The organism is Microbacterium caowuchunii (assembly GCF_008727755.1).
Taxonomy (GTDB): Bacteria; Actinomycetota; Actinomycetes; order Actinomycetales; family Microbacteriaceae; genus Microbacterium; species Microbacterium caowuchunii.
On record NZ_CP044231.1, the window covers coordinates 2,549,408 to 2,576,388 of the forward strand.

The window sequence follows — 26,981 nt, forward strand, 5'->3', positions numbered from 1 at the left end:
CGCGCCGGACCCGGTGTGCGCGCCCGGGGCGCGCGCCGCGGGACGCCCTGGCAGGGCGATGCCTGCTCGGGTTGGCGTGCCGGGTGCCCGGACAACCTTCCGGAAGAACCGCACGTTCCGCCCTGCTCAACCCTGTCCGGACCTCCGGCGACGCCGAAGGTCCGGAGTGCTGACCGTCCGCGGCCCGAGGCCGGCCAGCATCGCGACGACGGCCCGGCCGATGGTCGGCGCATCGGCGAAGATGTCCGCGGCGATCGGGCGGATGCACGCGTAGCCGCGCTCCGCGAGTCGCAGGTCACGTCGCCGGTCGGCGACCTGCGCCTCCCACCCACCGTGGTGCGCACGGCTGTCGCACTCGATGACGAGCCACCCTTCCACGAGGAAGTCGACGCGCCCCACGCCGTCGATCCAGACCTGACACTCGAAACGCAGGCCGAGCGAACGCAGGAGCAGCCGGATGAACGTCTCCGACCCCGCCTCCGCCCGGCCGTCGACCAGCGGCGCAAGCGCCCGGCGACGCAGCGGGAGCAGGTGGAAGATCTCGTCCACCTCATCCGCCCGCACGAGTCCGAGGTGCAGCGCACTGTCGAGCGTGGCGATCGCCGCACGTGCCGGCTGACACGACGTCGCCTGCAGGAGCGCGTCGAACACGTCTACGTGCATCGCACGGGGATCGGGCCTGCGGTGGAGCGGCGCCCAGTGCAGGCGCACCGAGGAGGCCGAACGGAGGCGGGTCGCGTGCACCGGGACCTGCACGTGGACCGGCCCGCGGTCCAGGACGAACACCCCCCGTTCCGCGAGCAGTGTCGTGCAGCCGACGAGACCGCCGACGTGTGCGGCCAGAGTCGCCGCGGACGAGGAAGCGGGATGCAGGTATACACCCTGGCGCGGCCGCAGCAGTTCACCCGAGCGTACGAGGTGCGTGATGCGCCGCTGGGACAGTCCCCAGCTCCTCAGGTCGGCGTGCGCGTACACACGGTCGGGATGCATGAGCACCACGGCAGCATCCCGCGGTAGCCTCACCCTCCGACGGCGGCAGGGCTCTGCGGTGGACAGACACCCCGATGGTCCCGCTGTGGAGGCCGGATCCGCGGTCAGCATTCCGGGACAAAGGACCCGCGCCCGGGCCCGGACGCCGGCGCGTAGCGCTGCGTCGGGGTTGTTCCGGCATATCCGCCGTGACCCCGGCGTAGGGCCGACTGGGCCCCCGCCCCGGGAGGAGAGGCACCATGACCTCCTACGTGGTCAACACTCCGGAATACCCACGGCCCTCCCCGCGGTGTCCGCCGTGAGCCGGGCCAACCGGAAGCTATTCCGGAATGTTGTCCGGGACGCACCGCCCCGCACCCCGCACCCACCACCCACCACCTGGGAACGACGACGGCCCCGGTCCGAGGACCGGGACCGTCGTCTGCTCAGCGGGGAGGGATCAGCCCTCGTACGCGCTGTAGCGGTTGTCTTCGCCGAACTGGTAGATGCCGATCGTCGCCTCGGTCGGGTCGCCGACCTCGTCGAACGTGATCGGTCCGGAGATGCCGTCGTAATCGGCCGTGCCGCCACCGAGGATGATCTCGGCGCAGTCCGCGTACGTCGTGCACTTCTCGCCGTCACCCGAGCCGCCGGAGACCTCCTGCAGCTTCGCCGCGATCTCCGCACCCTCCGTCGAGCCGGCAGCGAGGCTCGCCAGCGCGATCAGGATAGTGGCGTCGTACGACTCCGCACCGTAGGTGTACTCGGTGAGCTCGTCGTTGCCCTCGCTGACCCAGAACTCGTTCAGGTCGGTCGTGAAGGCGGCGAGGTCGTCGACGTTCGTGCCCGGGAAGGTCCCCTTCGCGCCGGTGAGCGAACCCGCCGGGAACTCCTCGCCGAACTGCGCGAGGTTGCCGTCGACGAAGTACAGGTCCTCTGCCGGGAACGCCCCGAACAGAGTCGGCAGGATGGTCTTGACCTCTTCGAACGTGATCAGCGCGATCGCGTCCGGGTCGGCCGCGAGCAGCTCGCTGATCTGCGCGTCGAACGTGGTGTCACCGGTGTTGTAGGTCGGCGCGGCGACGACCTCGCCGCCGGCGGCCTCGAAGGACTCCGTGATGTACTTCGCGAGCCCCGTGCCGTACGAGTCGTTGAGCACCAGCAGCCCCAGGGTCTGGTTGCCGTCCTCGGCGATGAGGTTGCCCAGCACCTCCCCCTGCAGCACGTCCGAGGGCGCCGTACGGAAGTACAGGTCGTTGTCCTCGTACGTGGTGAAAGCGTCCGACGTGTTCGCGGGCGAGAACTGGATGACCCCGGCTCCCACGACCTGGTCGATGAACTGCAGCGACGTGCCCGAGGATGCTGCGCCGATGATGGCGGAGACGTTCTCGCCGAGCAGACGCGGGATCTCGGTCTCGTACGCCTTGTTGTCCGTGTCACCGGAGTCGCCGAAGACGACGTCCAGGGTCAGCCCGGTGTCCGCAGAGACATCATTGATCTGCGACTGGGCGAACAGGACGCCCGCTTCCTCCGGCGGGCCCAGGAACGCGAGGTTGCCCGTCTGCGGCAGCGCGGTGCCGATCTTCAGAGCGAGCTCGCCGCCTGCGTCGGGTGCGTCCGAGGAGCTTTCGCTTCCGCCTCCGCCCGAGCAACCGGCGAGAAAGAGCGCGCTGACACCGACCACGGCGATACCGCCGAGGATCTTGCCCGAGCGCGAACGATTCAAGACGTTCATAGTGCTCCTTGATGTGTGAAACGCGGCCCCGAAGGCCGGGGCCGGACCAGTGTGTTCACACTAGTCACACCAAGCGCACCGCATTGTTGCGGTGCGTTAACGATGTGATACATCCCGGTCACGGTCCCGTGACGGCTTCCGCGCCGTCCCCGACGAACGCCGCGTGGCGCGCGTCAGACCAGGTCCGGGACGTCCGGGACGCGGGATGCCTCACGACGCGTCCGCCGGGCGGCTCGGGCGGCGACGACGGAGTCCACGGTCAGGATGACCAGAGCGACCCAGACGATGGCGAAACCGATCCAGCGGCCGAGCGTCATCTGCTCGCCGAGCAGCCAGACGCCGATGATGAACTGGAGCACCGGCGCGACGAACTGCATGATCCCGAGCGTCGTGAGCGAGGCCCGGCGGGCCGCCGACGCGAACATCAGCAGCGGAACCGCGGTGGCGACGCCGGCGCAGGCGAGCAGGAGCAGCTTGCCGCCCCCCACCGAGGTGAACGCCAGGCCGCCGAGCGCTGCCACGACGGCGAGCTGCACGATGGCGACGGGGGCCAACCAGAGCGACTCCAGGGTCAGTCCGCTCACGGCGTCGACGGACGGCCCGATCTTCTTCTTGACCAGCCCGTAGAAGGCGAACGAGAACGCGAGGCTGAGCGCGATCCAGGGGAACGCGCCGTACCCGACGACGATGACCACGACCGCGGCCGCCGCCAGGGAGATCGCGACCCACTGGGCGATGCGCAGTCGCTCGCGCAGCAGCAGCACACCGAGCAGGACGGTCACGATCGGGTTGATGAAGTACCCGAGGCTCGTCTCGATGACGTGCCCGGTGAGGGCGCCGACGAGGTACACCTGCCAGTTCACGTAGATCAGCAGCCCGGCGAGGACGGTCAGCCCGACCAGACGGGGCTGACGCAGGATGGCGACCAGCCGGCGCCACGAGCGCGTCACGGCGATGAGGATCGCGCAGAAGACGAGCGAAAGCAGGATCCGCCAGGCGACGATCTCGAACGGACCGATCGGCGCCAGCAGGACGAAGTACAGCGGGAGGAAGCCCCAGAGTGCGTACGCGCCGAAGGCGTAGAGGCCGCCGGCGGTGCGCTGCTCGGCGGGAGGAGTCGGTGTCACCGGCCCAGCCTAGGTCCGGCCGGCGCACGCGCGGGTCGCAGGAACCACGAAGGGCCCGTCCACCGGAGTGGACGGGCCCTTCGACGAGTTCGTCAGCGAACGACGACGGCGAGGACGTCGCGGGCCGAGAGCACGAGGTACTCGTCGGCGCCGAACTTGACCTCGGTCCCGCCGTACTTGCTGTAGATGACGCGGTCGCCGACGGCGACGTCGAGCGGAACGCGGTTGCCGTTGTCGTCGATGCGGCCGGGGCCGACAGCCACGACCTCGCCCTCCTGGGGCTTCTCCTTGGCGGTGTCGGGGATGACCAGGCCACTAGCGGTGGTCTGCTCGGCCTCGACCTGCTGGATGACGATGCGGTCCTCGAGCGGCTTGATGGAAACCGACACGGTCTACCTCTTCTTTCTCGCTTCGTGAAACGGAAGACTCATTAGCACCCTCACACCGAGAGTGCTAACGCCAGTGTAGAGGCGTACTGGCACTCGTGCAACGCGAGTGCCAATGCGGGTCCACCCCGTAATCTCCCCTCCTCCCCCTAACGTCCCGGCGCGGCCGAGCCCGTCCGACGGAGGACCCGATCGTCCGGCCCCCTAATCTGCGGCGGACGTGTCCCCCAAATGGCCATGCGGTGGTATACAGGCCCTGTACCACTCCTGAGGGGGCAAATATGGGTGAGTACGTTCTCGCCGTCGATGTCGGGACGTCTCGAGTGAGTGCTGCCGTCGCACGCAAGGCGACGACCGGGGAAATCAGCACCACGAGCGTCGCTCTGGGGCGCGCCCGGGACGCGGCGCCGGCGACCGTCTTCGTCGGCGAATCCGGGCTGCAGTTCGGGGATGCGGCGGACCGGCGCGCGCTCGTCCAGCCCGACCGGGCGCTGCGGGCCGTGAGCATCCGCATCGGCGACGATGCACCCTTCGTCGTGGGCGACCGCCGATTGATGCCGGCCGACGTCTTCGCCGCGATCGTCGGCTGGGTCGTCGAGTCCGTGAAGGACCGTGAGTCCGCCGATCCGTCCGCCATCGCGGTCACGGTCCCCGCGACCTGGGGCGACTACCGCACCGACCTCGTCCGCGCCGCCCTGGAACGGGCGGGCCTGACCGGGGTGGCGCTGACCACCGGCGCCGAAGCCGCCGCAGCCGAGTACGAGACCGCCACCCCGCTCCGGCCGGGTCGCGCCCTCGCCGTCTACGATCTCGGCGGCGGCGGATTCGAGGCCGTCGTGCTGCGCAAGGAGCGCGGCTCCGACCGGCTGCGGATCGTCGGCACACCGCTCGCCGCAGATGACGCCGCCGGGGGGGACGTCGACGACGCGGTCCTCGCCCGGGTGCTCCAGTCGACCGGTCTCACGGCGACATCGCCCGAGTTCCTCGGCGCACCGCCGCTGGCCGCCGCCGCCCTGCGACGCGAGTGCACCGAGGCCAAGGAAGCCCTCTCCTTCGACTCGGAGACGGTTGTCCCGGTGATCGTCGGCCAGGGCGGCAGCGTGCGCCTCACCCGTGGCGAGCTCGAGGCGATGATCGAGCCGATCGTCGAGCGCACGATGGAGACTCTGACGCGGGTGATCGAATCGGCCCGCATCTCCGCCGCGGAGCTCGACGCGGTCCTGCTCGTGGGCGGATCGTCCCGGATTCCGCGGGTGGCGCAGATGCTGTCCGAGCGCTTCGACCGCCCCGTCGTCGTCGAGATCGATCCGAAGGCCGTGGTGACCGTGGGCGCCGCCCGCTCCCTCGGCGCGGCCACGCTCGACGCGGACACGACGATACCCCTCGCCCACACGGCGATCGGGGCCGCGCCCGCGGTCATCGCCCGGCGACGGTCCTGGTTGCGTCGGATCGCTCCGGCGGCGGCGACCGGCACCGCGGTGCTGGTCCTGGCCGCCGGGATCGTCGTCTCGAGCGGCAGTTCGCTGGCATCGGGATCGACGTCGCTGACGCTCGCGGGCGGGAACAGCATCCTGTCTCTGAGCGCGCTCGAGGCACGCGCGGACCGGGGGGCGGCGATCGCCGCCCCTGCGTCGCCCGTCGCCGCGGAGGAGCCCGCGGACGACTGGACCACCCCTCGCACGGCCTCCCCCGACCGCAAGCCTGCAGCGTCCAGGTCCGCAGCGCCCGACACGCGCCGCGAGCCCGATCCCGAGAAACCGACGAGCTCGTCCTCGTCCAGCGGCACGACGCCCGCGAATCCCCGTACGCCGACCACCGAGCCGAGCGCCACGCCCCAGCCCTCCGCGACGACACCGCCCCCGGCGGTCGCGGAGGACTCCGGCCCCGTCACCCCGGCGGATCCGGTCGTGACCCACCCCGATCCCGGACCCGATCCGGACACACCGCCCGCGCATACGCCGGAACCGCAGCCCGCAGCCGACCCCCCACCCGAACCCGAACCCGAACCGCAGCCCGATCCCAGCTCGTCGACGACGCAGTCGACGGAACCGGCCGAGGAACACGCGCCGTGAGCTGACCGGGAGGCGACCGGAGGTACTCATGACCGCGTCCGCACCTGATACGCAGAGCTCCCCCACCGAACTCGTCTGGACCAGGCTCGCGCATGCGCGGGTCCGTGAACTGACCGGCGATGCGTCCCGCGCGCCCCGCGCACTCGTGGTGGGCACGGCGGGCTCCGGGAAGTCGCTCGTCCTCCAGCATCTGCGCTCCACCTTGCGCAGCCGGGGCACGCACGTGGCGCTCGCGTCGTCGAACCCCGACCTCTCCACCCTCCCGCGCGACGCCGTGCTGTTCGTGGACGACGCTCATCTGATGACCGAGTCCCAGCTCCTCGCACTGCAATCGCGCCTGGAGGATGACGAGGCGGGCGTCGTGCTGGCATGCCGGCCGTGGCCGCGGAGCGAACAGCTGCGCCTCATCGCGCGTCAGCTCGAGCAGGGCCGCCCCCCGATCGTGCTCGGCCACCTCGGCGCGGCGGAGTTGCGTTCCCACCTCGCCCGGGAAGGCACCACAGTGCCGGAGACCTGCCTCTCGGCGCTTCTCGAACTCTGCGGAGCGGTGACCTGGCTGGTGCGGGAGGCGCTCCTGGCCCACGGGACCGGGCCGTGCAACGATCCCGAACATCGTGCGGTGCAGACGGCGCTCACCGAGATCGTGGCGGCTCGGCTGCACACGATCGAGCCTGCCGTCGCCGCGCGGGTGCAGAGCGAGTGCCTCAACGTCGCCGGAACGGCCGACGCGGACGCCGACGAGACCGCCATGGCCGGATACGCCGAGGGCCTGCTCCTGCGCAACGGCCGGCCCGTGCCCATCGTCCGCACCACGGTGCTGGCCACCATCCCCGTGGACCGTCTCATCGCGCTGCTGTCGGGCGGTAGGTCGCGCCCGAGCAACGAGGTGATGGAGCTGCTCACCGGACTGACCGACCCGCGCATCGCCAGCGCGCTGGTGGAGCTCGGCGACGCGATGCTGGAGCGCGATCCCGTCCGCGCCGCCGAGCTGTACCGGAACGCCGCCAGTTCCGGTGCCGACCCGACCGCCATCGCCGTGCGTCTCGCCCGCGCCGCCTGGACGCGCGGAGACCTGGACCGGGCCTGTGCCCTGATCGACAGCGCGGAAGTGCCGACCGGGCACCCGCTGCACGACGAGGCGGTCGACATCGCCGGATCGGTGTGGGCCGCCCGCGGATTCATGTCCATCAGCACGGACGCGTACGCCTCCGGAGACATCTCCGACCCGCGGGTGGCCGCGCACGCCGCGATCGCCGCGCTCGGCTCGGGCGACGGCGACGCCCTGGAGTCCGCGCTGGGGATCGCCGCCCCTCTCCGCACCTACCCGTCGACCCTCTCCGTCTCCATGCGGCTCCTCGGTCGCGGCTTGCGGGCCGGGGTCACCCCGACGGCGACCGGAGCGCTGGACGAGATGGTCCGTGCCGCCGAACGGTACACCGAGTCCGGGGCGCACGGCCCGATCCCTGAGCTCCCCGCTGTGCTCGCCGCGCTGACCGCGGTGAACACCGGCGAGCTCGACGTCGCGCACGGCATCCTCACCACCGCCCACCGCGGCGGCCACGGCGGCGCCTGGGCGAAGCCGCGGCTGCTCCTCTGGACGGCCTGGGTGGCGCTCCGGCGTCAGCATCCCGACGAGACGCTCCTGCGCCTCGAGAACGTGCGTGCCATCCCCGGTGAGCTCAGTGCGCGGGACCGGCTGTTGCGGGATGCGGTGGTCATCGGGCACACCCGGCGCTACGGCGACCCGGCCACCCTCCCCACCGTGTGGCACCGGGTACGCGACGACGTGATGCACGTGCAGCCCGACCTGTTCAGCCTGTTCCCGGTGACGGAGTTCGTCACGACGGCGGCGCTCCTGGGCGACGCCGAGCGCTTCGAGAGCGCGTTCGCCGAGGCGCTCCGTCTCGTCGACCGGCTCGGAAACCCGCCGGCATGGTCCGCCCCCCTGCACTGGGCGGGCTTCCAGAAGGGGGTACTCCTCGGTCGGCCCGATGAGCTGACCCGGCATGCCCGCGCCCTGGTCACCGCGGCCCAGAGCAACCCGGTCGCGGCCGCGATGTCCCGGGCGGGGAAGGTCTGGACCGAAGCGCTCACGGGGGCCGTGGACGTCGACGCGATCGAGCACGCCGCCGCGCAACTCGCGAAGGTGGGTCTGGCCTGGGATGGCGCCCGCCTGGCCTCCCACGGCGCGGGCCGCTCGGAGGAGCGGCGCACGGTCGCGCGGCTCCTCTCCACCGCGCGTCAGTTGCACCCCAACCGCGAGGCGCCGGATGCCGAGCACCCGCAGCCGGCCAGCGCCGGCCGGGGGCCGAGCATGCTGAGCCCTCGCGAAATGGAGGTCGCCGCCCTCGTGATCAGCGGGAAGACCTACGCCGAGATCGGCGAGACGATCTTCATCTCACCGAGGACGGCCGAGCACCACATCGCCCGCATCCGCCGGCGTCTCGGGGCGACGTCACGGTCGGACCTCATCGCCCGGCTCCGGGCGATCGTGGAGGACCGCGACGGCTCCGGTTCCGACGAGCATGGGGGATCCGCGTGGCGAACCCCGTAATACCCAGGGGCACTCCCTAGTCCCCTCCCGGGGACCGGGGGGCTATCCCCGACGCGGGGCGACCCCGCGAAGTCCTAACGTCAGATGAGGACACCACCCGAAGGAGGCAGGCATGAGCGTCACTTTGGCAACCATGGCCGATGCGTTGATCGAATTCATCCTGAGCCTGTTGCGCGACCCCGACGCCGCTGCCGAGTTCGATGCCGATCCGGGCGGGGCGATGTCGTCGCGCGGCCTGGCGGACGTGCGCTACGAGGACGTGTGCGCCGTGGCCCCCGTCGTCGTCGATCGGCCCGCCGTCGCACCGCGGCCCGACCCCGCCCCGGCCCCGGCCCCGCAGCCGAGCCCGGACCCCGTCATCAACGAGATCCGCAGCATCGTCAACAACTTCGCCTGGATCGATGACCGCGACACGATCGTCGACCAATCGGTCAACCAGAACATCTGGGCCGAGGGAGACGTGACGCAGAACTTCGACCAGGCCGCCATCGTCGCCTCCGGGGACGACGCGATCGCCGCCGGCGACGACGTCGACATCGACCAGTCGCGCGACGACTCGACCACGATCACCGCCGGCGGGGATGCGAACGTCGGCAACGAGACGACGTCGAACACGACGAACGGCTCCTACAACGAGAGCACGGATGCGTCGACGACGACGGACGCTTCGGACACGACCATCGCGGTGGACTCGGGCAACGACTCGTCCACCGACACGACGGCGACCGACTCGTTCGACAGCTCGACGACGACCTATACGGACAGCACGAGCGACACGGACTCGACGGTCGTCTTCGACTCGACCGACACCCTGATCGCCGACACCACGGCCGATGACCAATTCTGACCAGAACGACAAGAGCAACACACCGACCGTCGCCCTGGTCGGCAAGCCGGTCACGCTCAGCGCGATCCGCCGGGCCGAGGCCCAGCGGATCGCGGCCGAGCGCGCGGCCGCCGAGGCCGACGCCAACCGCGAGGCCCCGCCCCGCCCGGGTCTCGTGGACCCCACCGGCGCTCCCGTCGTGGTCGCACTGCCCCCGCCGGTCACGGTCCGCTTCAGTCAGTTCTTCTGGATCCTGAGCCTGCTCGCGGGCGCCGTCGGCGTGGTCTACCTCTTCATCATCCGCAAACCCCATCTGGAGGACATCGTCGCGATCGTGAAGGAGGTGGATCCGGCCCGAGCCGAGGAGACCTACACGACCGTCGCCGACATCATCTCCTGGTCGCTGTTCGGCGTGCTGGTGGCCGTCCTGCTCGTGCAGGTCACGGCACTGGTCTCGTACGCGAACCGGCGGCCGGGTATCCGATGGTGGATGCTGGGCGCCCTCGTGGTGCTCGTGGGCGTGTTCTTCGCCGCCCGCGAACTCGTCGCCTTCGGTGACCGCGGCGCGCCCCTCGCCTACCTCCTCGCGACGCAGATCGGCCTGCTCGTGCTGGGCTTCCTCTTCGCGCTCCTGCCGCCGGCGCTGCGCTGGACGGCGCGCGGGCATGACGTCGCGCACCGGATCACGGGCGAGAAGATCACCGGGCGCTCGTAGCCGCGCCGGTCCCCGATACCGCCGCGCGCCGGGGATGAGGACCCGGCCCTGCGTGCCCCGTCCGGCCCCGGGGAAGCACGGTTCACGAGGCGGAGGTCAGCACCCCCTCGGCGCTGCGGACGACCAGCTGATAGACGGCCACAGCGTCCCGCGGCACCAGGGGCGACTCGGAGTACGTGCGCCACCGGCCGACGATCTCTCCCACCCGCGCCCGCACCTCCGATTCCGAGGCGCTCTCGCTCATGTCGAGCCGACGCGCACGCGTCACACCCTCACCGCCGATGATGCGCACGGCCTCCTGCCATTCGTCCGCGGCCAGGGGCGAATCCCTCGTCCGCAGGCGCGCGAGGAGGTTCAGCTCGCGCAGCTCGTGCGCATTGGCGGCCGCGCGCTCGATGCCGTGACGGATGCGGTCGACGCCCGGACGGGGACGGTCGCGGAGCAGGGATTCCAGTGCTTGCAGGACCCAGCGCGACTTCAGCGCAGCGGCGCGCGAGCGGAACTGGTCGGCGATGAGCCGTTCGAGTTCACGCAGTCCGCTCTGTGCGACCATCCGGGAGGCGAGTTCCGACGACGTCGACGCGCCGGCCAGCACGAGCGTCGCCCCGAGCCGGACGCCGAACACCCCGAACCGTTCGAGCAGGGCCCGGCGCTGCGCGGCCGGAGGGACCGGTGCGGGACGGGGCTGGACGAACCGGTCCGCGGAGATGAGCAGACGCTCCCGCTCCGCGCGGTCGAGTCCCGCGAGAGCGCGGAACACCGCGAACTCTTCCTCCCGGAGGGTGCGCGCCGCTTCGGCGAGCAGGCCGGCGACGGGGACGACGGCGAGTGCCAGCCCCTTCAGCACCCCCTCCCGGCGGTACCTCTCGACCACGCGGGCGGCGGACAGCAGCGCCTCGATCCGCCCGGACCCGATCTCGTCCGATCGAGACAGCACGGCGATGGCGTTCACGGTGGGCGCGACGCCGGGTTCGGCGCCGCGCAGCGCCTCCAGGAACGCCAGGTCCACCGCGTGCAGGTGGCGGAGCAGATAGATCACCGCATCCGCTTCGGACGGGGTGTCCGCCGAGGTGAGGAACCGGCGCGACAGCGCGGAGGTCCCCACCGAGAGGGAGCCGATGCCCGGAGTGTCGATGAGGACGTGCGATCGGAGTGCCTCCGCCGGCCAGCCGACCTCGATGTGTTCGATGTCCGCCGCGGACAGGGTGCCGAGGTCGAACTCGATGCGCCCTTCTCTGCGGATGACCGGCATTCGCCGGGTGGACCCGTCGCACAGGAACGCCGTGATGCGTGCGGTGTGGGCGAACCGGTACCAGATGACCGTGCGCGTGCACTCCCCCGCATCCGTCGGCGCGATCTCCTCACCGATGAGGGCGTTGAGGAGCGTCGATTTCCCCGCTTTCACCATCCCCGCCACGGCGATGCGTACCGGCTCGCGCAGGCGCGTGTCGATCTCGTCCAGGATGCGGCCGGCGATCGGGTCGTCCGCATAGACCGCACGCACGTCGGCGAGCAGTTCCGCCGTGACCGTCACGCCCCCTGCCCTCCGTCCCACTGCTCGAGCTGGGGCAGGGACGCCCGCAGCTGACGTGTGCGCTGATGCTGGGCACGCAACTGGGCCACGCGGCCCTCCCGGTCGCTCGAGTAGTTCGCCGCTGCCTGCTTGGCGGCCAGCACCGAATCGGACAGGGACCGGTGGAGCTCGTCCGCGATGGACCCGAAGTGGTCGCGCGCCGTGCGCTGAACGAGCCGCAGCCGGTCCTTGAGCTGCTTCCCGGTCTGGAAGACCACGTCGTCGATGTGCCGACGCACCAGGTTCTTGGCCTCCGCCTGACGACGGGCCAGCCGCGTGGCCATGTCCTCGCGATAGGCCTTGCGGCCCACGACGACACCCGCGAGCAGCGACAGCGGGTTGAGCAGGCTGAGCCCGACGACGCTCGTCGCGAGTCCGACCATGAGCACCCCGCCGTACGAGCCACGCACCCCCACGTAGATCTTCTCCGCCGCCGATAGCCGCCCCTCGTCCAGGAGCTGCAGCGGCTCCACCGGGTCGAGCACGCCATCCGTCGCCCCCACCTCGATGTAGGGGATCAGCGTGTCGTCGCGCAGGAACTCGTCCGCCACGCGCTCGGTCAGCCATCGCGCACGCTCAGAGGTCCACACGAAGTTCTCCGCGACCACCGTCGCGACCCGCTCGTCGAGCCACTGGGCGATCTGGCTCCAGATCGGGCCGGGATCGCCGGCGTCGATCGCCGCCTCGGCCTCCCGCTGCACCTTCCGGAGCCGGTCGCGGAGGTCGTGCTCGGTGTCCGACATGAGGTCGGCCACGCCGTCACTCAGCGTCACCTGCCAGCGTGCCGACCGTCCCCGGAACTCATCGGCGCGGGCCTTGGCGTCCTCGAGCCGCAGGATCATGGCGGGTGTGCGCTCGGGATGCAGGAGCGCGTTCAGCTCCGAGTCGATCGTCATCGACAGCTGGTCGAGCACCGAGCCGAGATCGTGCACGGTGCTGCGCTGGTGCAGCGACTCGGCGTGCCCCAGCACCTCACGGCGCAGATGCGCGACGAGGGCGGGGAACCCGGACTCGTCGTTGAGTTCGCGGTCCTGCTCCTTCGCCGCCAGCAACCGCAGATCGCTGGACACGGCGAACAGCGGGATCTTGCCCACGTCGCCGAGGTGCGAGCGGTCGATGCGCTCGATCTGCTGCCACTGCGGATACACGTCGGTCTTCGAGAGCACAGCCGCCACGTTGGGCGAGATGCGCATCGCGTGGTCGAGGAACTGCATCTCGGATTCGGTGTACTCCTGGGATGCGTCGGAGACGAGCAGCACCGCGTGGGCCGTCGACAGGGCCGCCAGCGTGGTCAGCGACCGCGTCGACTCCTGTCCGCCGACGCCGGGGGAATCGACCAGGCGCAGTCCGCCCTTGAGGATCTCGCGAGGCAGGAACACCTCGGCTCCGACGACATCCCCGTCCAGCTCGGCCGCGCCGTCCGCGGACACGTAGTCCTCCAGCCGGTCCAGCGGCACCGACACCCGGGTGATGTCCGCGTCCGTGCCGCCGTGCGGGCGCACCATGACCGCCGCGGACGGTTCCTCGCCGTACCCCACGGAAGTGGGCACGGTGGTGGCGACGTCGTCGTCCACCAGGCACGCGGGGGCGTTCACGAGCGCGTTCACCAGCTTGCTCTTGCCCTGTTTGAACTGCCCGACGATCGCCACCCGGACATGCGGATCGAGCAGGCGCGCACGCGCCTGCTCGAGCCGGTTCACGAGATCCCCACGGCCCAGGGCGCCGGACATCGCCTGTACGCGCGTGATGATCTGGATCAGCTCCGCCCCCGAGTCGGAAGCCGGCCCACCCGGCGGATCCTGCGTCCCTGTTGTTGCCGCACCGGGCGGGTTCTGGATCGTCACGTCGTCTCGGCTCGGCACCATCGCCTCCTCCGGCACCGTCCAGCGGTGCCTCTCGTGTCAGGTGCCGATGACCCCGACGGCGGACCGGCGGGGTCATCGGCGCAGGAGTCGCGGAACGACCCCTGCCGGGGATGTGGATCAGGCTGGAGGGAGGTCCACATCCGAGCTGTCGACGATGATCGCCGTGCTGCTGTCCCAGATCACGTTGGCATCGATGTCCCAGTCGTTCTCGCTGGAGATCGCGATCTCGTCGTTGAACGAGTTCGCGGCCTCGTAGTTGTCGGAGTAGTCGTTGAACGAGTCGCGGATCTCCCACTCCTGCGAGGCATCCGTCGTCTGCGAGAAGTCCTCCTCGACGTTGTAGGAATCCACCACCATGTCCACGGTCGTGGTGTTCCCCATGTTGATGTCCCCGCCGCCGATGATGGTGGTCGAGTCGTCGAGCGACTGGCGGATGCTGACGTCGTCGCCGGCGGCGATGGCCCCGTCCCCGGAGGCCACGACCGCGTTGCTCGCACTGGCCTGGCCGGCCGCGAAGGCATCGATGTTCTGGTTCACCGACTGGTCGACGATCGTCGCACGCCCGTCCAGGAAGACGTCGCCGCCGCCGCCGGCGCCGCCCACTCCGCCCGCTCCGCCACCGACGTTGATGTTGCCGAAGCCGGTGTTGTAGTCACGGTTGCCGACCTGGATGGAGTGATCGTCGGTGGAGGTCCAGCTGAACGAGTTGCCCGAATCGTTCGTCGACGCGTCGGTCCACTGGTTGTAGGAGTCCCGCACCGAGGTGTCGGAAGCATCCACGACCGAGTTGTCCTCGGACGTGTTGTACGAGTCCTCGATGCGCGTCTCGGTCTCGGTGACGACGTCGTTGGAGTCGAACGTGGCGGAGTTGTCCACGTCGAACACGGCGTTACCGCTGTCGTTCTGGGAGTTGTCCGTGTTCCCGACGTTGTCGAGCCCGACGTTGAGGTTGGCGTTGTTGGTGGTGGAGGTGTTGAAGGAGTCCCGTGCCCGGGAGTTGAAGGAGTCCTCGAAGTCGTCGAATGCCATGATCCTGTTCGCTTTCTCTGCGCTGGAGTGGCCCGGCCGTGGCGGCGGCCGGGCCGAGGTATCAGAAGGAGTCGTCCACCACTGCGGCGCCGAAGCTGTCCACGATGGCGTTCACGTCGATGTCGACGACCGTGCTCTCGGCGTAGTCGACGGTGTCGTTGAACGAGTCCACCGCCGAGTAGTTGTCCGAGAAGTCGTTGTACGAACCGCGGATGTCGATGTCCATCGACTCGTCCGTGTAGGTCGACTCGTCGGTGTAGGTGTTGTAGGAACCGACCGTCGTGTTGATGGTCGTCTCGTTGCCGAGGTTCACATCGCCGCCGAGCGAGACGATCGTCGTCGAGGAGTCGAGGTTCGTCTCGATCCGCACGTCGTCGCCCGCCGCGACCGCGTCGTCACCCGAGGCGACCACGGCGTTGCTGGCAGAGGACTGGAAGACGACGCCGGCGTCGATGTTCTGGTTGACCGACTGGTCGACGATGGTGGCCCGTGCGTCCAGGAACAGGTCGCCGCCGCCGCCCGCCGCCGCAGCCCCGCCGCCGCCGACGGTCACGTCGCCGAAGCCGGTGTTGTAGTCGCGGTTGCCGACCTGGATGGAGCGGTCGTCGGCGGAGGTCAGCGTCCAGGTGTTCCCGGAGTTGTTCGTGCTGTTGTCGGTCAGCTCGTTGTAGGAGTCGTCGATCCGGGTGTCCGAGTAGTCGCGGATGGAGTTGTCGACGACGTCGTTGTAGGAGTCCTCGATGTCGGTCTCGGTCCGGGTGTAAGTGTCGTTCGAGTCGACCGTCAGCGTGTCGTCGATGTCCACGCCCAGGTTGTTGCTGTTGTTCGTCGAGCTGTCCGTGTTGCCGGAGTTCTCGATGCCGAAGTCGGTGGTCAGCGTGTTGTCGTTGACGGTGTTGAACGAGTCGATCGCGGTCGCGTTGAACGAATCACGGTAGTCGTCGAAGAGTGGCATGATCGCTTTCCCTCTTTCCGGGGCCATGCCCCTTCTCTACGGTTGTGGGGTTCACGGTACGAGCGCCGCCGGTCACGCACATCGGGGACGTCTCCCTGGCCTCACCCCCTCGGGTGCGGGTAACCCCCTAACGCGATAGGGGCCCGATGGGCGTTCAGGGGGCACGGCGGCCGGACCGTAGGCTGGCGGGATGGAGATGGCCGAGTTGCGCGCACTGCTCACCGCCGAGGGACTGCGGCTGCTCGACGAGGTCGGAACGATCGAATCCACCGGTGACGCGGCGTCGGCGGTGAGCCGGCTCCGGGCGGCGGGGCATCCGCCGGAGCTCGTCTCCGCCGTCGTCACACAGGCGCGGCTGCGCACCCGCGCGCGCGCGAAGTTCGGCGACTTCGCCACGCGGATGCTGTTCACCCGCGCCGGGCTCGAGCAGGCGACCCGCCTCGGGGTCGCGGCGCGCCATGCGGGGCGGTTCCGTGACGCCGGATGCACCCACGTCGCCGACCTCGGCTGCGGCATCGGCGGCGATTCGCTCGGGTTGGCCGCGCTGGGACTGCACGTCACGGCCGTCGACGCGGATGAGGTGACCGCCGCGGTCGCCGCCTACAACCTGGCCCCCTTCGGCGCCGACGTGCGGGTGCGGCAGGGCCTGGCGGAGCAGACCCCGCTGGAGGGCGTGGACGCGGTGTGGCTGGATCCCGCACGCCGCTCGTCCGGGCACGGGGAGACGGTCCGCCTGCGCGCCGCCGACTACACCCCGCCGCTCGACTGGGCGTTCGAGCTCGCCACCCGCATCCCGTCCGGCATCAAGCTCGGTCCTGCGTTCGAGCGCGCGGACATCCCCGCGGACGCGGAGGCCCAGTGGATCAGCGTGGACGGCTCGACGGTGGAGCTCGTGCTGTGGTCGGGGACCCTCGCCCGCGCTGGCGTGCGACGCGCGGCCCTGGTGATCCGCGGCGATGAAACGCATGAGCTGACCGCGGGCGCGGATGCCGAGGACGCTCCGACCCGTGAGCTGGGCGAGTTCCTGCACGAACCGGAGGGCGCCGTCATCCGCGCCCGGCTGATCGGCGACGTCGCCCGGTCGCTCGAGGCGGGGATGCTCGATCCGAAGATCGCCTACCTGACCTCGGACACCGCGGTGACGAGCCCGTTCGTGCAGTCGTTCCGCATCCGGGAGGAGGTGCCGTTCGACGTCAAGAAGCTCGCCCGCGCGCTCCGGGAACGCGGTATCGGCCGCCTCGAGATCAAGAAGCGCGGCGTCGACGTGGACCCCGCAGCGCTGCGCACCCGGCTGAAGCTCGCCGGGGACGGCGCGGCCACGCTCGTTCTCACCCGGGTCGCCGGCCGGCACCGGGCCCTGCTGGCGGACCGGGTCGGCTGACCGCCGCTACCCTCACCCCGGCGGCGTCTCGCGCCGCCGCCGGAATGCCGCCGCGGCGTTGAGGAAGGCGACGACCGCGAGTGCGGTGAGGGCCAGGCAGGCCACGACGGACCCGAACACCAGCACCGGGTTCCCGGCGAGGGCGAACAGACCGATCACCGCGGCGCCCGGGATGAGCAGGCAGGCGAAGACGCCGGCGATGATGCTCGCCTCCGGTGCGCCCTGCCCCCAGCCGGGGCGCACCGGCTGCGCGGGCTCGGCGGGCGGCCCTGCGACCGCGGGCGTTGCGGCAGGCCGCTGCCGGTCGGTCCACGCGGTGCCGTCCCACCAGCGTTGCCAGCCCGGCACGCCGGCGTCGTACCAGCCGGCGGGGGCGGAGGGCTGAGGATCACTCATGCTCATGCGGTCCTCCTCACCGGGCGAAAGCGGACGTCGTCCACTCGAGATCGGGCGAAGCGGAGAGCGTGCGGGCGAGACCGGCGTTGCGGCTGGAGGAGTTCGTGAAGGCCATCACGACGCTCCCCAGGCTGATGAGGATGCCGACGACGGTGACCACGATGCCGATGATCGCCCCGACCCCGAGGGTCGGAGCGGCGGTGGCGATCGCGATGCCGAGTCCCGCGACACCGACCACCAGGCCGAGGTAGGCGTACTGCAGTTCCGCGAAGAAAGACTCCAGCGATTCCGCCATGCTGTCCAGGGTCGTGGCCAGAGCGCGGCCGTTCTCGGGGATGCGGTCGACGCATCGCACCTGCTCGCTGAAGGCCGTGTCGTACGAGTCGGCCGCCGGGGAGTCCCAGGCCTCGTCGTCCCGCGCGGCGAGCGCGGAGGGCTGCATCGCCTCGCCGAGAGACGTGCCGCCCTGCTCGACGGCGGTGCGGAGGATCTCCGCGGTCGCGCGAAGCAGCGAGGGACGTCCGACCGAGCGTGCGAGGAGCCGGAACATCTCGATCGCCTCGTAGATCCGCTCCGCCGCCTCGTCGACCGCCGCCATCAGCAGCTTGCGGATGCCGTCCTTGGCGAACCCCGGCAGCGGGACGGAGACCGGCCACCCCACGCGGACGGCATCCAGAGCGGCGTCGATCACGGCCGGCGCCCCGGCCACGGTCGCCCGGACGAGCTGTTCGGTCTTGTCGCAGCCCGTCAGGATGAGCTCTGCGATCGCTTCGGGATGCATCGGCTACCTTTCGCTCACCGTACGGATATCTGCGAGATTCTGCTCTTCGGCGGCGGCGTACTGGGCGGCCGCCCACGCGAGCTTGCCGGAGATGCCCTCGAACTGGTTCGTGCCCTTCGCGACGGCGGCGCGCAGGGTCGAGGCAGCGGCGGCGTACGCGTCGCGCACCTCCCCGGCTCCGGGCAGGATCGAGAACGCGAGCGGGTCCAGCCCCGCGCCCACCTCGGGGATGCTCTCCCCGAGGGTGCTCAGGCGGGACGCCCAGTCGGACCACACCTGCGCGTCGGATTCGAGAACCCCGGGTCGTACCCGGAATGCGTCGACCATGTCAGTCCTCCCCTGCGCTCTGCGCCGCCACGGATCGCTCCCAGACTTCTGCCGCCCACGCGAGCACATCCGTCTCGATCGTGAGCTCGCTGCTCGCGCCGAGCCAATCCCGGTCCACGCGGACGTCCTGGATGACGCCCCACACGGCACTCATGCCGACGGTGCGACGGTCGTTCCAGACGAGTTCGGGCTGGGGCGCCGCCGCGGCGGCCTCGGCGCCGGAGAAGATCCGATCCAGGAGGCCGGCGACATCCAGTCCCGGATCGGGACGGGGCGGGACGGGAGCATCCCGTTCGCCGTAGGCGTGGGCGATGGCGAGATGGAGCTCGTACGCGAGCTGCTCGTCGGTGAGATCCTTCCGGGCCTCGCGGTCGATCGTGAGCCGGGTCAGCCGCCCCTCCGGATCGACGGCCGCCGTGACGGCGGTCGCCTCCGGGAGCGTCGCGAGCGCGGAGATCTCGCTCTGCAGCTCCTCCAGCCGCAACACGGACTGCTCAGCCCGTCGTTGCATGGCCGTGATGCGTTCGAGCAGGTCTTCCGCGCCCCCGGGCGCATCGCTGTCAGGTGCGTCGACGATCGGTCTGCTCCTTCGTTCAGGAGCACCGTGCGATGACGGTGCTCTCGGTCTCGGTGTACCGCGCAGAAATCCCGCTCAGAACGCCGGCCATGGCACCGAGCCAGCTCCGCAGCTCCTCGAGGCTCCCGTTCCATCCGGTCTGGGCGGTGAGGTACGCCTGCGCCGCGTCACCGGACCAGGAGCCCATGAGCCAGGTCAGCTCGCCGTCCAGCCCCTGAAGCTGCAGGTCGATCGCGGAGACCGACGCGGTGAGCGAGTCGACCAGAGTCTGCAGCGCGTCGGGGTCTGCTTCGATGGTGTCGGCCACGGTTGCACGCTAGCAAAGGCCCCCGCCCGGGGAGCCGGGACTTTCCACAGGCTCGCGGGATCGTGTATGGAGGCCGCCGGTCAGGCGAACCAGCCGGACCGGTACGCCGCCCACAGCAACCAGCCCGCGCTGTAGAGCACCGAGACGACGCCCAGCACGATCGCCCAGCGCGCGACCGCCCTCGATTCGAAGGCGCGTCGCATCGACAGCGCACCGAGGACGATCGCGGTGACCCCGATCGGGAAGGCGACCCCGACCACCATCGACGCGATCAGGGCCACGATCGCGAAGCCGAGCGCGGTGGCGGCGAAGTTCGCCGGACGCAGCGGCGGCGGCGTGGCGACCGCGCCGGTGACCGGGACGAACTCGATCTGCTCGATCGTGATGCCGATCGGCGCGGTGGGTGGCCGGGTGAAGCCACCGCGGTGCGCTCCCGGCAGGGACGCCTCGGGAGTCGGCGCTGCCACATCCGAGGACGCGGGCTCGAGGTGAGGGCGGATCTGCGGCGGGCCGGTCGGATCCGCTGCCGGGGACGCGGGCCCGGCGACCGGTTGGGCCTGCGCGGCGGGCATCGGAGAGCGGCGGACGGCAGGCGGGCGCGCCTCCGCATCGGGATCCGGCTGCGGCTGCGGCTGCGGCTGCGGCTCCGTCATGCCGGGACCCCGGCTTCCGCCTCGGCGATCTGGATCTCGGTGACGGGCAGCGTGGAGTCCGCCCCGAATGAGAGCGTCGAGGGCCGCCGCCCGGACATGATGAGCTCCGACGCGAGAGCGGCGATCATCGCGCCGTTGTCGGTGCACAGGCTCAGCGGCGGGATCCGCACCGTGACACCGGCGGCGGCGCCGCGTTCGAGCGCGACCTCCCGCAGGCGCCGGTTGGCGATGACGCCACCGCCGAGCAGGAGCCGGGGAACGCCGTACCGGGCGCACGCGTCGAGGGCCTTCGTCACGAGCACGTCCACGACCGACTCGCGGAAGGAGGCGGCCACGTCGGGCACCGACGCATCCGGGGTCTGCTCGACGTATCGCGCGACCGCGGTCTTCAGGCCGGAGAAGGAGAAGTCGTAGCGGTGCCGGTCCATGTCGGACGCGCGGGAGAGCCCGCGCGGGAAGCGGATGGCGGCGGGATCGCCGGATGCGGCGGCGGCATCGATCTGCGGGCCGCCCGGGTAGGGCAGGCCGAGGATCCGGGCGACCTTGTCGAAGGCCTCCCCCGCGGCGTCGTCGACGGTCTCGCCCAGCAGTTCCACGTCGGTCGTGAGATCGCGCACGAGCAGGAGAGAGGTGTGCCCGCCGCTCACCAGCAGCGCGACGGTCGGGTACTCCAGGGGTTCGGCGCCCTCGTCGAGGATGTCGGCGGCGATGTGTCCGACCAGGTGATTGACCGCGTAGAGAGGAGTACCGAGACCGACCGCGAGGGCCTTCGCCGCGCCGACGCCCACCATCAGCGCCCCGGCGAGGCCGGGACCGGAGGTCACCGCGACCGCGTCGAGGTCGGCGAGGGTCACGCCGGACTCGGCGAGGGCCGCCTCGATGGAGGGTTGCAGCGCCTCCAAGTGGGCGCGTGCCGCCACCTCGGGGACGACGCCGCCGAAGCGGGCGTGCTCGTCCATGGAGCTGGCGATCGTGTTGGACAGGAGCGTACGGCCGCGGACGATGCCGATGCCGGTCTCGTCGCAGCTCGTCTCGATGCCGAGCACAAGGGGTTCGGACGCGGTCATGTGCACCATCCTCCTGCGGGATGTTCGCAGGTCTGAGCGGAGTTCGCAGATTCTTCGCCGGATGCTGCGGGGTTCGCGCGATCCTGCGACGTCGGGGTCGGGGATGCGGCGGACTCGGCGCCGCGCGCGGCCGCCCAGCCGGCCACGTCCAGCGTCATCACGATCGCATCCACGTCGTCGGGCTGGTAGTACCGCGGGCGGCGACCCGTCTCCGCGAACCCCTCCGAGCGGTAGAGCTCCTGGGCGACGGGGTTGTCCGCGCGCACCTCGAGGAAGAGATCGCGCACCCCCCGTTCGTGGGCGGCGGCGATGAGGGTGCGCAGCAGCATCCGGCCCTGCCCCCGGCCGCGGGCGGACTCGGCGATCGCGATCGTCTGGACGTCACCGTCGCGGGCACCGGCGACGGCACGCAATCCCGCGTAGCCGATGATGCCGGCCGCCTCCTCCCACACGACGTAACGGCTGTGCGGGGAACGCAGTTCCTCCCGCATCATCGCCTCGCTCCAGGCGTCGCTCGGGAACGAGGCCCGCTCGAGGCGCATGATCGCGTCGAGGTCGCCGATCGTCGCGGGACGGATCATCACGAGACCCGCTTGGGGGCGTGCCCGACCGTGACGTCCGGGGAGCGCAGGTACAGGGGTTCCGCGGTGGCCAGGGCGCGTCCGGCCGCCAGGGCCCGTGCGGCGGCGAGGGCGAGGAACGGGGCCGACACGCTCGTCGCCTCCACCCGCGCGGCGCCCAGTTCCGCGAGGCGCTCGTCCAGGTCGTCGCGCGGCACGAGCGCGGGTTCCGTCACCCGCACAGGGAGTCCGTCCTCGTCGAGGCCCGCGTAGACGGTGTACGCGAACTCGCGGCGGCGGGCGTCTGTCACGACCGCGAAGCGCATGTCGTCCTGGCCTTCCATCGCGGCTGCGGTGAGGATCGCGAGGGCGACGGCGTCGTGGCTGGGGACCGGGACGACCGGGATGCCGCGAGCGAGGGCGAAGGCGCGTGCTGCCGCGATGCCGATGCGCAGGCCCGTGAAGGGACCGGGCCCCATCCCCGCTGCGACGTGGGTGATCTCGTCCCGACCGGATGCGGGCAGGCCGCTGCCGTGCGCGGCGGTGGCCGCCGCTGCATCCGTCGCCTGCCTGAGCAGGTCGCCGATGACCTCCGCGTGTCCGAGCGGGTTGTCGCTGCCGATGTCGGCGCGCACGACGCCGTCCGGGTCGATCACGGCGACGGCCGTGCCCAGGGAGGTGTCGATGCCGAGGATCACCCTTCCAGGGTATCCGCGGTTCTTTTCCCGCGAGACTGCATCCGGGGCACGAGACGGACCGTGGCCCGCGCTGTCTCGTGCCCCGGATGCAGTCTCGCGGGGAACCGGCCGCACCGGCGAGCTCGGATCAGGGGTGGCGCGTGATGGTGACCAGGCGCGGCGTGTCCGCGTCGAGGTCGAGGGTGGCCCGGGAGTACGTGCCGCAGGCGGTGTCGACGCCGCGCCCGTGCCACTCGCGGTCCAGCTCGATCTCCCACCACGAGTCGACGAGGCCGTCCACCATCCCCTTGCCCCACTCGACCACCACGACCGAACCCGGCAGGTCGATGTCGAGGTCCTCCAGCTCGGCCGCGGATCCGAGCCGGTAGGCGTCGACGTGCACGAGCGGGGCGCCGCCGACCCGGGAGGGATGCGTCCGCGCGATGACGAACGTGGGGCTCTGCACCGGGCCCCGCACCCCGAGACCCTCGCCGATGCCGCGGGTGAGGGTGGTCTTCCCCGCCCCGAGCGGACCCGTCAGCACGACGAGATCGCCCGGCTGGAGTGCGGCGCCGAGCCGGCGGCCGAGCTCCTCCATGGCTTCCGGCGAGTCGATCTCGCGGCGGCCCAGCAGGTCATCGGGAACACTCATGCGTTCCATCCTCCCCTCTCCGGGACGGTTCGTGCCGGGTCTCGCCGCACGTCCCCGCACGGCGGAGCGCACCGGACTCGCACGCTCATGCCGCCGTCTGACGACGCGGGACCCGGGCACCGATCCGGGTGACGACCTCGTAGTTGATGGTGCCGGCCGCATCCGCCCATTCCGTCACGGACGGCGCACCCAGCGTCGGATCGCCGAAGAGCACCGCCTCGTCGCCCACCGCCACGGGGGCGTCCCCCACGTCGACGACGAACTGGTCCATGGCGATCCGTCCCGCGACGCGGTACCGCCGCCCGCCGATCACGACGGGACCCGCCCCGGACGCCTGGCGCGGGACCCCGTCCGCGTAGCCGAGCGGGACGAGCGCGAGGGTCGTCTCCCGGGCGGTGCGGTGGGTGTACCCGTAGGAGACACCCTGACCGGCGGGAACCCGGCGCACGGCGGCGACGGCCGCCCGTAGGGTCATCGCCGGACGCAGCCCCAGATCCGCGGACGAGCGGTCCGCGAAGGGCGACAGTCCGTAGATGCCGAGGCCCAGCCGCACGCAGTTCAGGCGGGTCTCGGGCAGGTCGATCGCGGCGTCCGTGGCGGCGATGTGGCGCAGGCGCGGAGCGAGACCGGCGGATGCGGCTGCCAGCACGCCCTCCTCGAAACGGGCCAGGGCGGCGAGGTCATCGGCGGCGGAGGTGTTGGACAGGTGGCTGAACATGCCGAGCACACGGATGCGGCCGAGGCGTTCGAGCCGTGCCGCCTCCGCGAAGACGATCCTGGCCTCCTCGGGCGCGAGACCGTTCCGCCCGAGTCCCGTCTCCAGCTTCAGGTGCACGACCGCCGGCCGGTCGGCCGTCGACGCCGCCGCGGCGGCGTTCAGCTGATCGAGGTGGGAGATCCCGAGCTCCACACCCTGCTCGACGGCCTCGCCGAAGTGCGCGTGGGGGGCGTGCAGCCAGGCGAGGATCGGGGCGTCGATCCCGGCGCGACGGAGCGCCAGGGCCTCGTCGATGTCGGCGACCCCCAGACGCGTCGCGCCTCCGGCGAGCGCGGCGGCCGCCGAGCGGGCGGCGCCGTGGCCGTAGCCCTCCGCCTTCACGACCGCGAGGACCTCGACGCCGACGAGGCGTCGGAGGTGGCGGACGTTGTCCTCGATGGCGCCGACATCGATCGTCGCCTCGCGCGTCACGCCTGCCGGGAACCCGCTCATGCCTCTTCTTCCTCTTCGTGTGCCGTGTCCGCACCCGGGGCGCCCGCCGCCTCCGCCACGACATAGGCGGTGGCCAGACCTGCGTCATGGCTCATCGACAGGTGCAGCGTCGTGATGCCACGCGCGGCGACGACCTCCGCGGTCGAACCGGTGAGGGTGAACCACGGCCGTCCCGAGGCTTCCGGGGTGATCTCGATCTCGGTCCAGTGCACGCCGTCCGAGCCGCCGAGTGCTTTGATCAGCGCTTCCTTCGCGGCGTAGCGCGCGGCGAGGGAGCGCGGCTTGAGCAGTTGCTCACTCGGTGAGAACAGCCGCTCGCGCAGCCGGGGCGTACGCGCCAGCGTCTGCTCGAAGCGGGGGATGTCGACGAGGTCGATCCCGATCCCCACGATCATGTGTGTCCTTCCGGATGCCGCGGCGTGGCCGCATCCGCAACCCTACGCCCGGTGGTTCCGCCACCCTGTCCGGGCTTTCTCTCTCCCGCGAGACTGCATGGTGCGCACGAGACTGCGCGTGACGACGTCTGTCTCGTGGCGCGGATGCAGTCTCGCGGGAGGAGGACCGACCGGAGGCGGCGTGTCGCGGTCTACTCGACCGTGACGGACTTGGCCAGGTTGCGCGGCTGGTCGACGTCCAGACCCTTGGCCGTGGCGAGACCCATCGCGAAGATGTGCAGCGGCACGACCGCGAGCAGCGGCTCGAAGAGCGCTCCGGCCAGCGGGATGCGCAGCACCTCGTCCGAGAACGGGAGCACCGAGGCATCCCCCTCTTCGGCGATCACGATGACGCGGGCGCCGCGGGCGCGGATCTCCTGGATGTTGGAGACGACCTTGTCGTGCAGCACGGTGGAGTCGCGCGGCGAGGGCACGATCACGAACACCGGCTGGCCGGGCTCGATCAGCGCGATCGGTCCGTGCTTGAGCTCGCCGGCGGCGAACCCCTCGGCGTGGATGTACGAGATCTCCTTGAGCTTCAGCGCGCCCTCGAGCGCGATCGGGAAGCCCACGTGGCGGCCGAGGAACAGCACGGACCGGGTGTCCGCCATCCATCCGGCGAGCTGCGTGATGCGCTCCTGCTCCCGCTCCAGGATGGTGCTGATCTTCTCCGGCACGGCCTCGAGCTCCTGCGTCTCGCGGGCGATCTGCTCGGCCGTCATCGACCCGCGCACGCGGGCGACGTGCAGCGCCAGCAGGTAGAGCGCGGTGATCTGCGCGACGAAGGCCTTGGTGGAGGCGACGGCGACCTCGGGACCGGCGTGCGTGTAGACGACCGCGTCGGACTCCCGCGGGATCGTCGCGCCCTGCGTGTTGCAGATCGACAGCGTGCGGGCCCCCTGCTCGCGGGCGTACTTGACCGCCATCAGCGTGTCCATCGTCTCGCCGGACTGGCTGATGGAGACCACGAGCGTGTCGGGTCCGATCACCGGGTCGCGGTAGCGGAACTCGTGGGCGAGTTCGACGTCGACGGGGATGCGTGCCCACTGCTCGATCGCGTACTTGCCGACCTGGCCGGCGTACGCGGCGGTGCCGCAGGCGATGACGACGACGCGGGAGATCCCGGCGAAGAGCTCGTCGAGACCGTCCAGTTCGGGGATGACGACGGCGCCGTCGCGGACGCGGCCGAGCACGGTCTTGGCGACCGCCTCGGGCTCCTCGGACACCTCCTTGGCCATGAACGACGACCATCCGCCCTTGTCGGCGGCGGACGCGTCCCAGGTCACCTCGAACGGCTCGACCTCGACGACCTCGCCGTCGAAGTTCGTCACCTCGACGAGCGACGGCGTGATCGCGACGATCTCGTCCTGACCGATCGCGAGCGCGTTGCGGGTGTGCTCGACGAAGGCGGCGACGTCGGACCCGAGGAAGTTCTCCCCGACGCCGAGGCCGATCACGAGCGGCGAGTTGCGCCGCGCGGCGACGACCAGACCGGGGTGGTCCTGGTGCATCGCCAGCAGGGTGTAGGCCCCGTCGAAGCGGGAGACGGTGGAGCGGAACGCCTCGACGAGATCCCCGGACCGGGCGTACGCGCGTCCGATCAGGATCGCGGCGACCTCGGTGTCGGTCTCGCTGCGGAACTCGTAGCCCTCGTCGGCGAGCTCCGCCTTCAGGGTCGCGAAGTTCTCGATGATGCCGTTGTGGATGACGGCGAGCTTGTCGTCGTCGGCGAGGTGCGGGTGCGCGTTGGCGTCCGTCGGGCCGCCGTGCGTGGCCCAGCGGGTGTGCCCGATGCCGGTCGTGCCGTCGGGGATCGGGTCGATGATGAGGTCATCGCGCAGCACCTGCAGCTTTCCGGCGCGCTTGCGCATGCCGAGGTGCCCGTCGCCGTCGATGACGGCGATGCCCGCGGAGTCGTACCCGCGGTATTCCAGGCGGGCGAGCCCGGAGATCAGGATGTCCTGGCTGGGCCGAGGGCCGACATATCCGACGATTCCACACATGGTGTCCATGCTAGATGGCCCCGGCTGACAGCCGGCCCCGCCACGCACCGCGTCCGTCGCGCGTCAGCCACGGCGTTCCTCGCGGCTCGCGCCGAGGGTGGTCGCCCGCGCGCCTCCTCCCGCGAGACTGCAGGCAAACCACGAGACGGA

At 71.1% G+C, this 26,981-nt stretch carries 26 protein-coding genes; 5 read left to right on the forward strand and 21 right to left on the reverse strand.

All coding sequences use genetic code 11. From position 1 onward, the window contains the following. Positions 1 to 126: 126 nt before the first annotated feature. The 4 genes from F6J84_RS12150 to groES all read right to left on the reverse strand — a co-directional run bounded on the left by F6J84_RS12150 (position 127) and on the right by groES (position 4,220). Positions 127 to 990, reverse strand: a complete 864-nt coding sequence (locus F6J84_RS12150; RefSeq protein WP_420846199.1) for a hypothetical protein — start codon at positions 988 to 990, stop codon at positions 127 to 129. A 439-nt stretch (positions 991 to 1,429) separates the two neighbouring features. Continuing rightward, positions 1,430 to 2,704, reverse strand: coding sequence for an ABC transporter substrate-binding protein (locus F6J84_RS12155; protein WP_150974103.1), 1,275 nt, complete (start codon positions 2,702 to 2,704; stop codon positions 1,430 to 1,432). Positions 2,705 to 2,877: 173 nt separating this feature from the next. Then, the gene (gene rarD, locus F6J84_RS12160) at positions 2,878 to 3,831 is read right to left on the reverse strand and encodes an EamA family transporter RarD (protein WP_150974104.1); all 954 of its coding nucleotides are present in this window, start codon (positions 3,829 to 3,831) and stop codon (positions 2,878 to 2,880) included. A gap of 92 nt (positions 3,832 to 3,923) precedes the next feature. Next, positions 3,924 to 4,220, reverse strand: a complete 297-nt coding sequence (groES, locus tag F6J84_RS12165) for a co-chaperone GroES (RefSeq protein WP_047543013.1) — start codon at positions 4,218 to 4,220, stop codon at positions 3,924 to 3,926. 278 nt (positions 4,221 to 4,498) lie between these two features. Here groES and F6J84_RS12170 point away from each other — a divergent pair, with 278 nt between their 5' ends. From F6J84_RS12170 to F6J84_RS12185, 4 genes are all read left to right on the forward strand, one after another. Then, positions 4,499 to 6,289, forward strand: coding sequence for an Hsp70 family protein (locus F6J84_RS12170; RefSeq protein ID WP_150974105.1), 1,791 nt, complete (start codon positions 4,499 to 4,501; stop codon positions 6,287 to 6,289). A 28-nt stretch (positions 6,290 to 6,317) separates the two neighbouring features. Continuing rightward, positions 6,318 to 8,843 carry a helix-turn-helix transcriptional regulator gene (locus F6J84_RS12175; protein ID WP_150974106.1) on the forward strand — a complete coding sequence of 842 codons (2,526 nt, stop codon included), beginning with the start codon at positions 6,318 to 6,320 and terminating at the stop codon, positions 8,841 to 8,843. 112 nt (positions 8,844 to 8,955) lie between these two features. Next, positions 8,956 to 9,690 (forward strand): IniB N-terminal domain-containing protein, encoded by a 735-nt coding sequence (locus tag F6J84_RS12180; protein ID WP_150974107.1) that lies wholly within the window; start codon positions 8,956 to 8,958, stop codon positions 9,688 to 9,690. Beyond that, the gene (locus F6J84_RS12185; RefSeq protein WP_150974108.1) at positions 9,677 to 10,384 is read left to right on the forward strand and encodes a hypothetical protein; all 708 of its coding nucleotides are present in this window, start codon (positions 9,677 to 9,679) and stop codon (positions 10,382 to 10,384) included. The genes F6J84_RS12180 and F6J84_RS12185 overlap by 14 nt, the downstream gene beginning before the upstream one ends. Positions 10,385 to 10,466: 82 nt before the next feature. Here F6J84_RS12185 and F6J84_RS12190 read toward each other — a convergent pair whose 3' ends face one another. The 4 genes from F6J84_RS12190 to F6J84_RS12205 all read right to left on the reverse strand — a co-directional run bounded on the left by F6J84_RS12190 (position 10,467) and on the right by F6J84_RS12205 (position 15,806). After that, the gene (locus F6J84_RS12190) at positions 10,467 to 11,918 is read right to left on the reverse strand and encodes a dynamin family protein (RefSeq protein WP_238702480.1); all 1,452 of its coding nucleotides are present in this window, start codon (positions 11,916 to 11,918) and stop codon (positions 10,467 to 10,469) included. Continuing rightward, entirely contained in the window at positions 11,915 to 13,822 is a 1,908-nt protein-coding gene (locus F6J84_RS12195; RefSeq protein WP_238702482.1) for a dynamin family protein, read from the reverse strand. Before F6J84_RS12195 ends, F6J84_RS12190 begins: the two co-directional genes overlap by 4 nt. Positions 13,823 to 13,939: 117 nt before the next feature. Then, entirely contained in the window at positions 13,940 to 14,851 is a 912-nt protein-coding gene (locus F6J84_RS12200; protein WP_150974109.1) for a hypothetical protein, read from the reverse strand. A 61-nt stretch (positions 14,852 to 14,912) separates the two neighbouring features. Next, a complete protein-coding gene (locus F6J84_RS12205; RefSeq protein ID WP_150974110.1) occupies positions 14,913 to 15,806 on the reverse strand; it encodes a hypothetical protein in 894 nt (297 codons plus the stop codon). Positions 15,807 to 15,996: 190 nt separating this feature from the next. Here F6J84_RS12205 and F6J84_RS12210 point away from each other — a divergent pair, with 190 nt between their 5' ends. Beyond that, positions 15,997 to 17,187 (forward strand): class I SAM-dependent methyltransferase, encoded by a 1,191-nt coding sequence (locus tag F6J84_RS12210; protein WP_150974111.1) that lies wholly within the window; start codon positions 15,997 to 15,999, stop codon positions 17,185 to 17,187. A gap of 12 nt (positions 17,188 to 17,199) precedes the next feature. Here F6J84_RS12210 and F6J84_RS12215 read toward each other — a convergent pair whose 3' ends face one another. The 13 genes from F6J84_RS12215 to glmS form a co-directional block, all read right to left on the reverse strand. Further along, positions 17,200 to 17,589: a DUF2510 domain-containing protein gene (locus F6J84_RS12215; protein WP_150974112.1), complete on the reverse strand. Its 390-nt coding sequence runs from the start codon at positions 17,587 to 17,589 to the stop codon at positions 17,200 to 17,202. A 10-nt stretch (positions 17,590 to 17,599) separates the two neighbouring features. Then, positions 17,600 to 18,364, reverse strand: a complete 765-nt coding sequence (locus F6J84_RS12220; protein WP_150974113.1) for a hypothetical protein — start codon at positions 18,362 to 18,364, stop codon at positions 17,600 to 17,602. A 3-nt stretch (positions 18,365 to 18,367) separates the two neighbouring features. Next, a complete protein-coding gene (locus F6J84_RS12225) occupies positions 18,368 to 18,691 on the reverse strand; it encodes a type VII secretion target (RefSeq protein WP_191905658.1) in 324 nt (107 codons plus the stop codon). Between the two features lies 1 nt (position 18,692). After that, complete coding sequence (locus tag F6J84_RS12230; protein ID WP_150974115.1) at positions 18,693 to 19,202, reverse strand: hypothetical protein; 510 nt, start codon at positions 19,200 to 19,202, stop codon at positions 18,693 to 18,695. Between the two features lie 82 nt (positions 19,203 to 19,284). Further along, entirely contained in the window at positions 19,285 to 19,575 is a 291-nt protein-coding gene (locus tag F6J84_RS12235) for a WXG100 family type VII secretion target (RefSeq protein WP_150892054.1), read from the reverse strand. An 80-nt stretch (positions 19,576 to 19,655) separates the two neighbouring features. Then, entirely contained in the window at positions 19,656 to 20,228 is a 573-nt protein-coding gene (locus F6J84_RS12240) for a hypothetical protein (protein WP_150974116.1), read from the reverse strand. After that, positions 20,225 to 21,295, reverse strand: a complete 1,071-nt coding sequence (gene tsaD, locus F6J84_RS12245) for a tRNA (adenosine(37)-N6)-threonylcarbamoyltransferase complex transferase subunit TsaD (protein WP_150974117.1) — start codon at positions 21,293 to 21,295, stop codon at positions 20,225 to 20,227. The genes F6J84_RS12240 and tsaD overlap by 4 nt, the downstream gene beginning before the upstream one ends. Continuing rightward, positions 21,292 to 21,876, reverse strand: coding sequence for a ribosomal protein S18-alanine N-acetyltransferase (gene rimI, locus F6J84_RS12250; protein WP_238702677.1), 585 nt, complete (start codon positions 21,874 to 21,876; stop codon positions 21,292 to 21,294). Before rimI ends, tsaD begins: the two co-directional genes overlap by 4 nt. Then, entirely contained in the window at positions 21,876 to 22,553 is a 678-nt protein-coding gene (tsaB, locus tag F6J84_RS12255) for a tRNA (adenosine(37)-N6)-threonylcarbamoyltransferase complex dimerization subunit type 1 TsaB (RefSeq protein WP_150974119.1), read from the reverse strand. The genes rimI and tsaB overlap by 1 nt, the downstream gene beginning before the upstream one ends. A gap of 127 nt (positions 22,554 to 22,680) precedes the next feature. Further along, positions 22,681 to 23,184: a tRNA (adenosine(37)-N6)-threonylcarbamoyltransferase complex ATPase subunit type 1 TsaE gene (gene tsaE, locus F6J84_RS12260; protein WP_150974120.1), complete on the reverse strand. Its 504-nt coding sequence runs from the start codon at positions 23,182 to 23,184 to the stop codon at positions 22,681 to 22,683. Between the two features lie 85 nt (positions 23,185 to 23,269). Next, a complete protein-coding gene (alr, locus tag F6J84_RS12265; RefSeq protein ID WP_150974121.1) occupies positions 23,270 to 24,394 on the reverse strand; it encodes an alanine racemase in 1,125 nt (374 codons plus the stop codon). Continuing rightward, positions 24,391 to 24,789, reverse strand: a complete 399-nt coding sequence (locus F6J84_RS12270) for a holo-ACP synthase (RefSeq protein WP_150974122.1) — start codon at positions 24,787 to 24,789, stop codon at positions 24,391 to 24,393. The genes alr and F6J84_RS12270 overlap by 4 nt, the downstream gene beginning before the upstream one ends. A 191-nt stretch (positions 24,790 to 24,980) precedes the next feature. Further along, positions 24,981 to 26,831 carry a glutamine--fructose-6-phosphate transaminase (isomerizing) gene (glmS, locus tag F6J84_RS12275; RefSeq protein WP_150974123.1) on the reverse strand — a complete coding sequence of 617 codons (1,851 nt, stop codon included), beginning with the start codon at positions 26,829 to 26,831 and terminating at the stop codon, positions 24,981 to 24,983. Between the last annotated feature and the right edge of the window lie 150 nt (positions 26,832 to 26,981).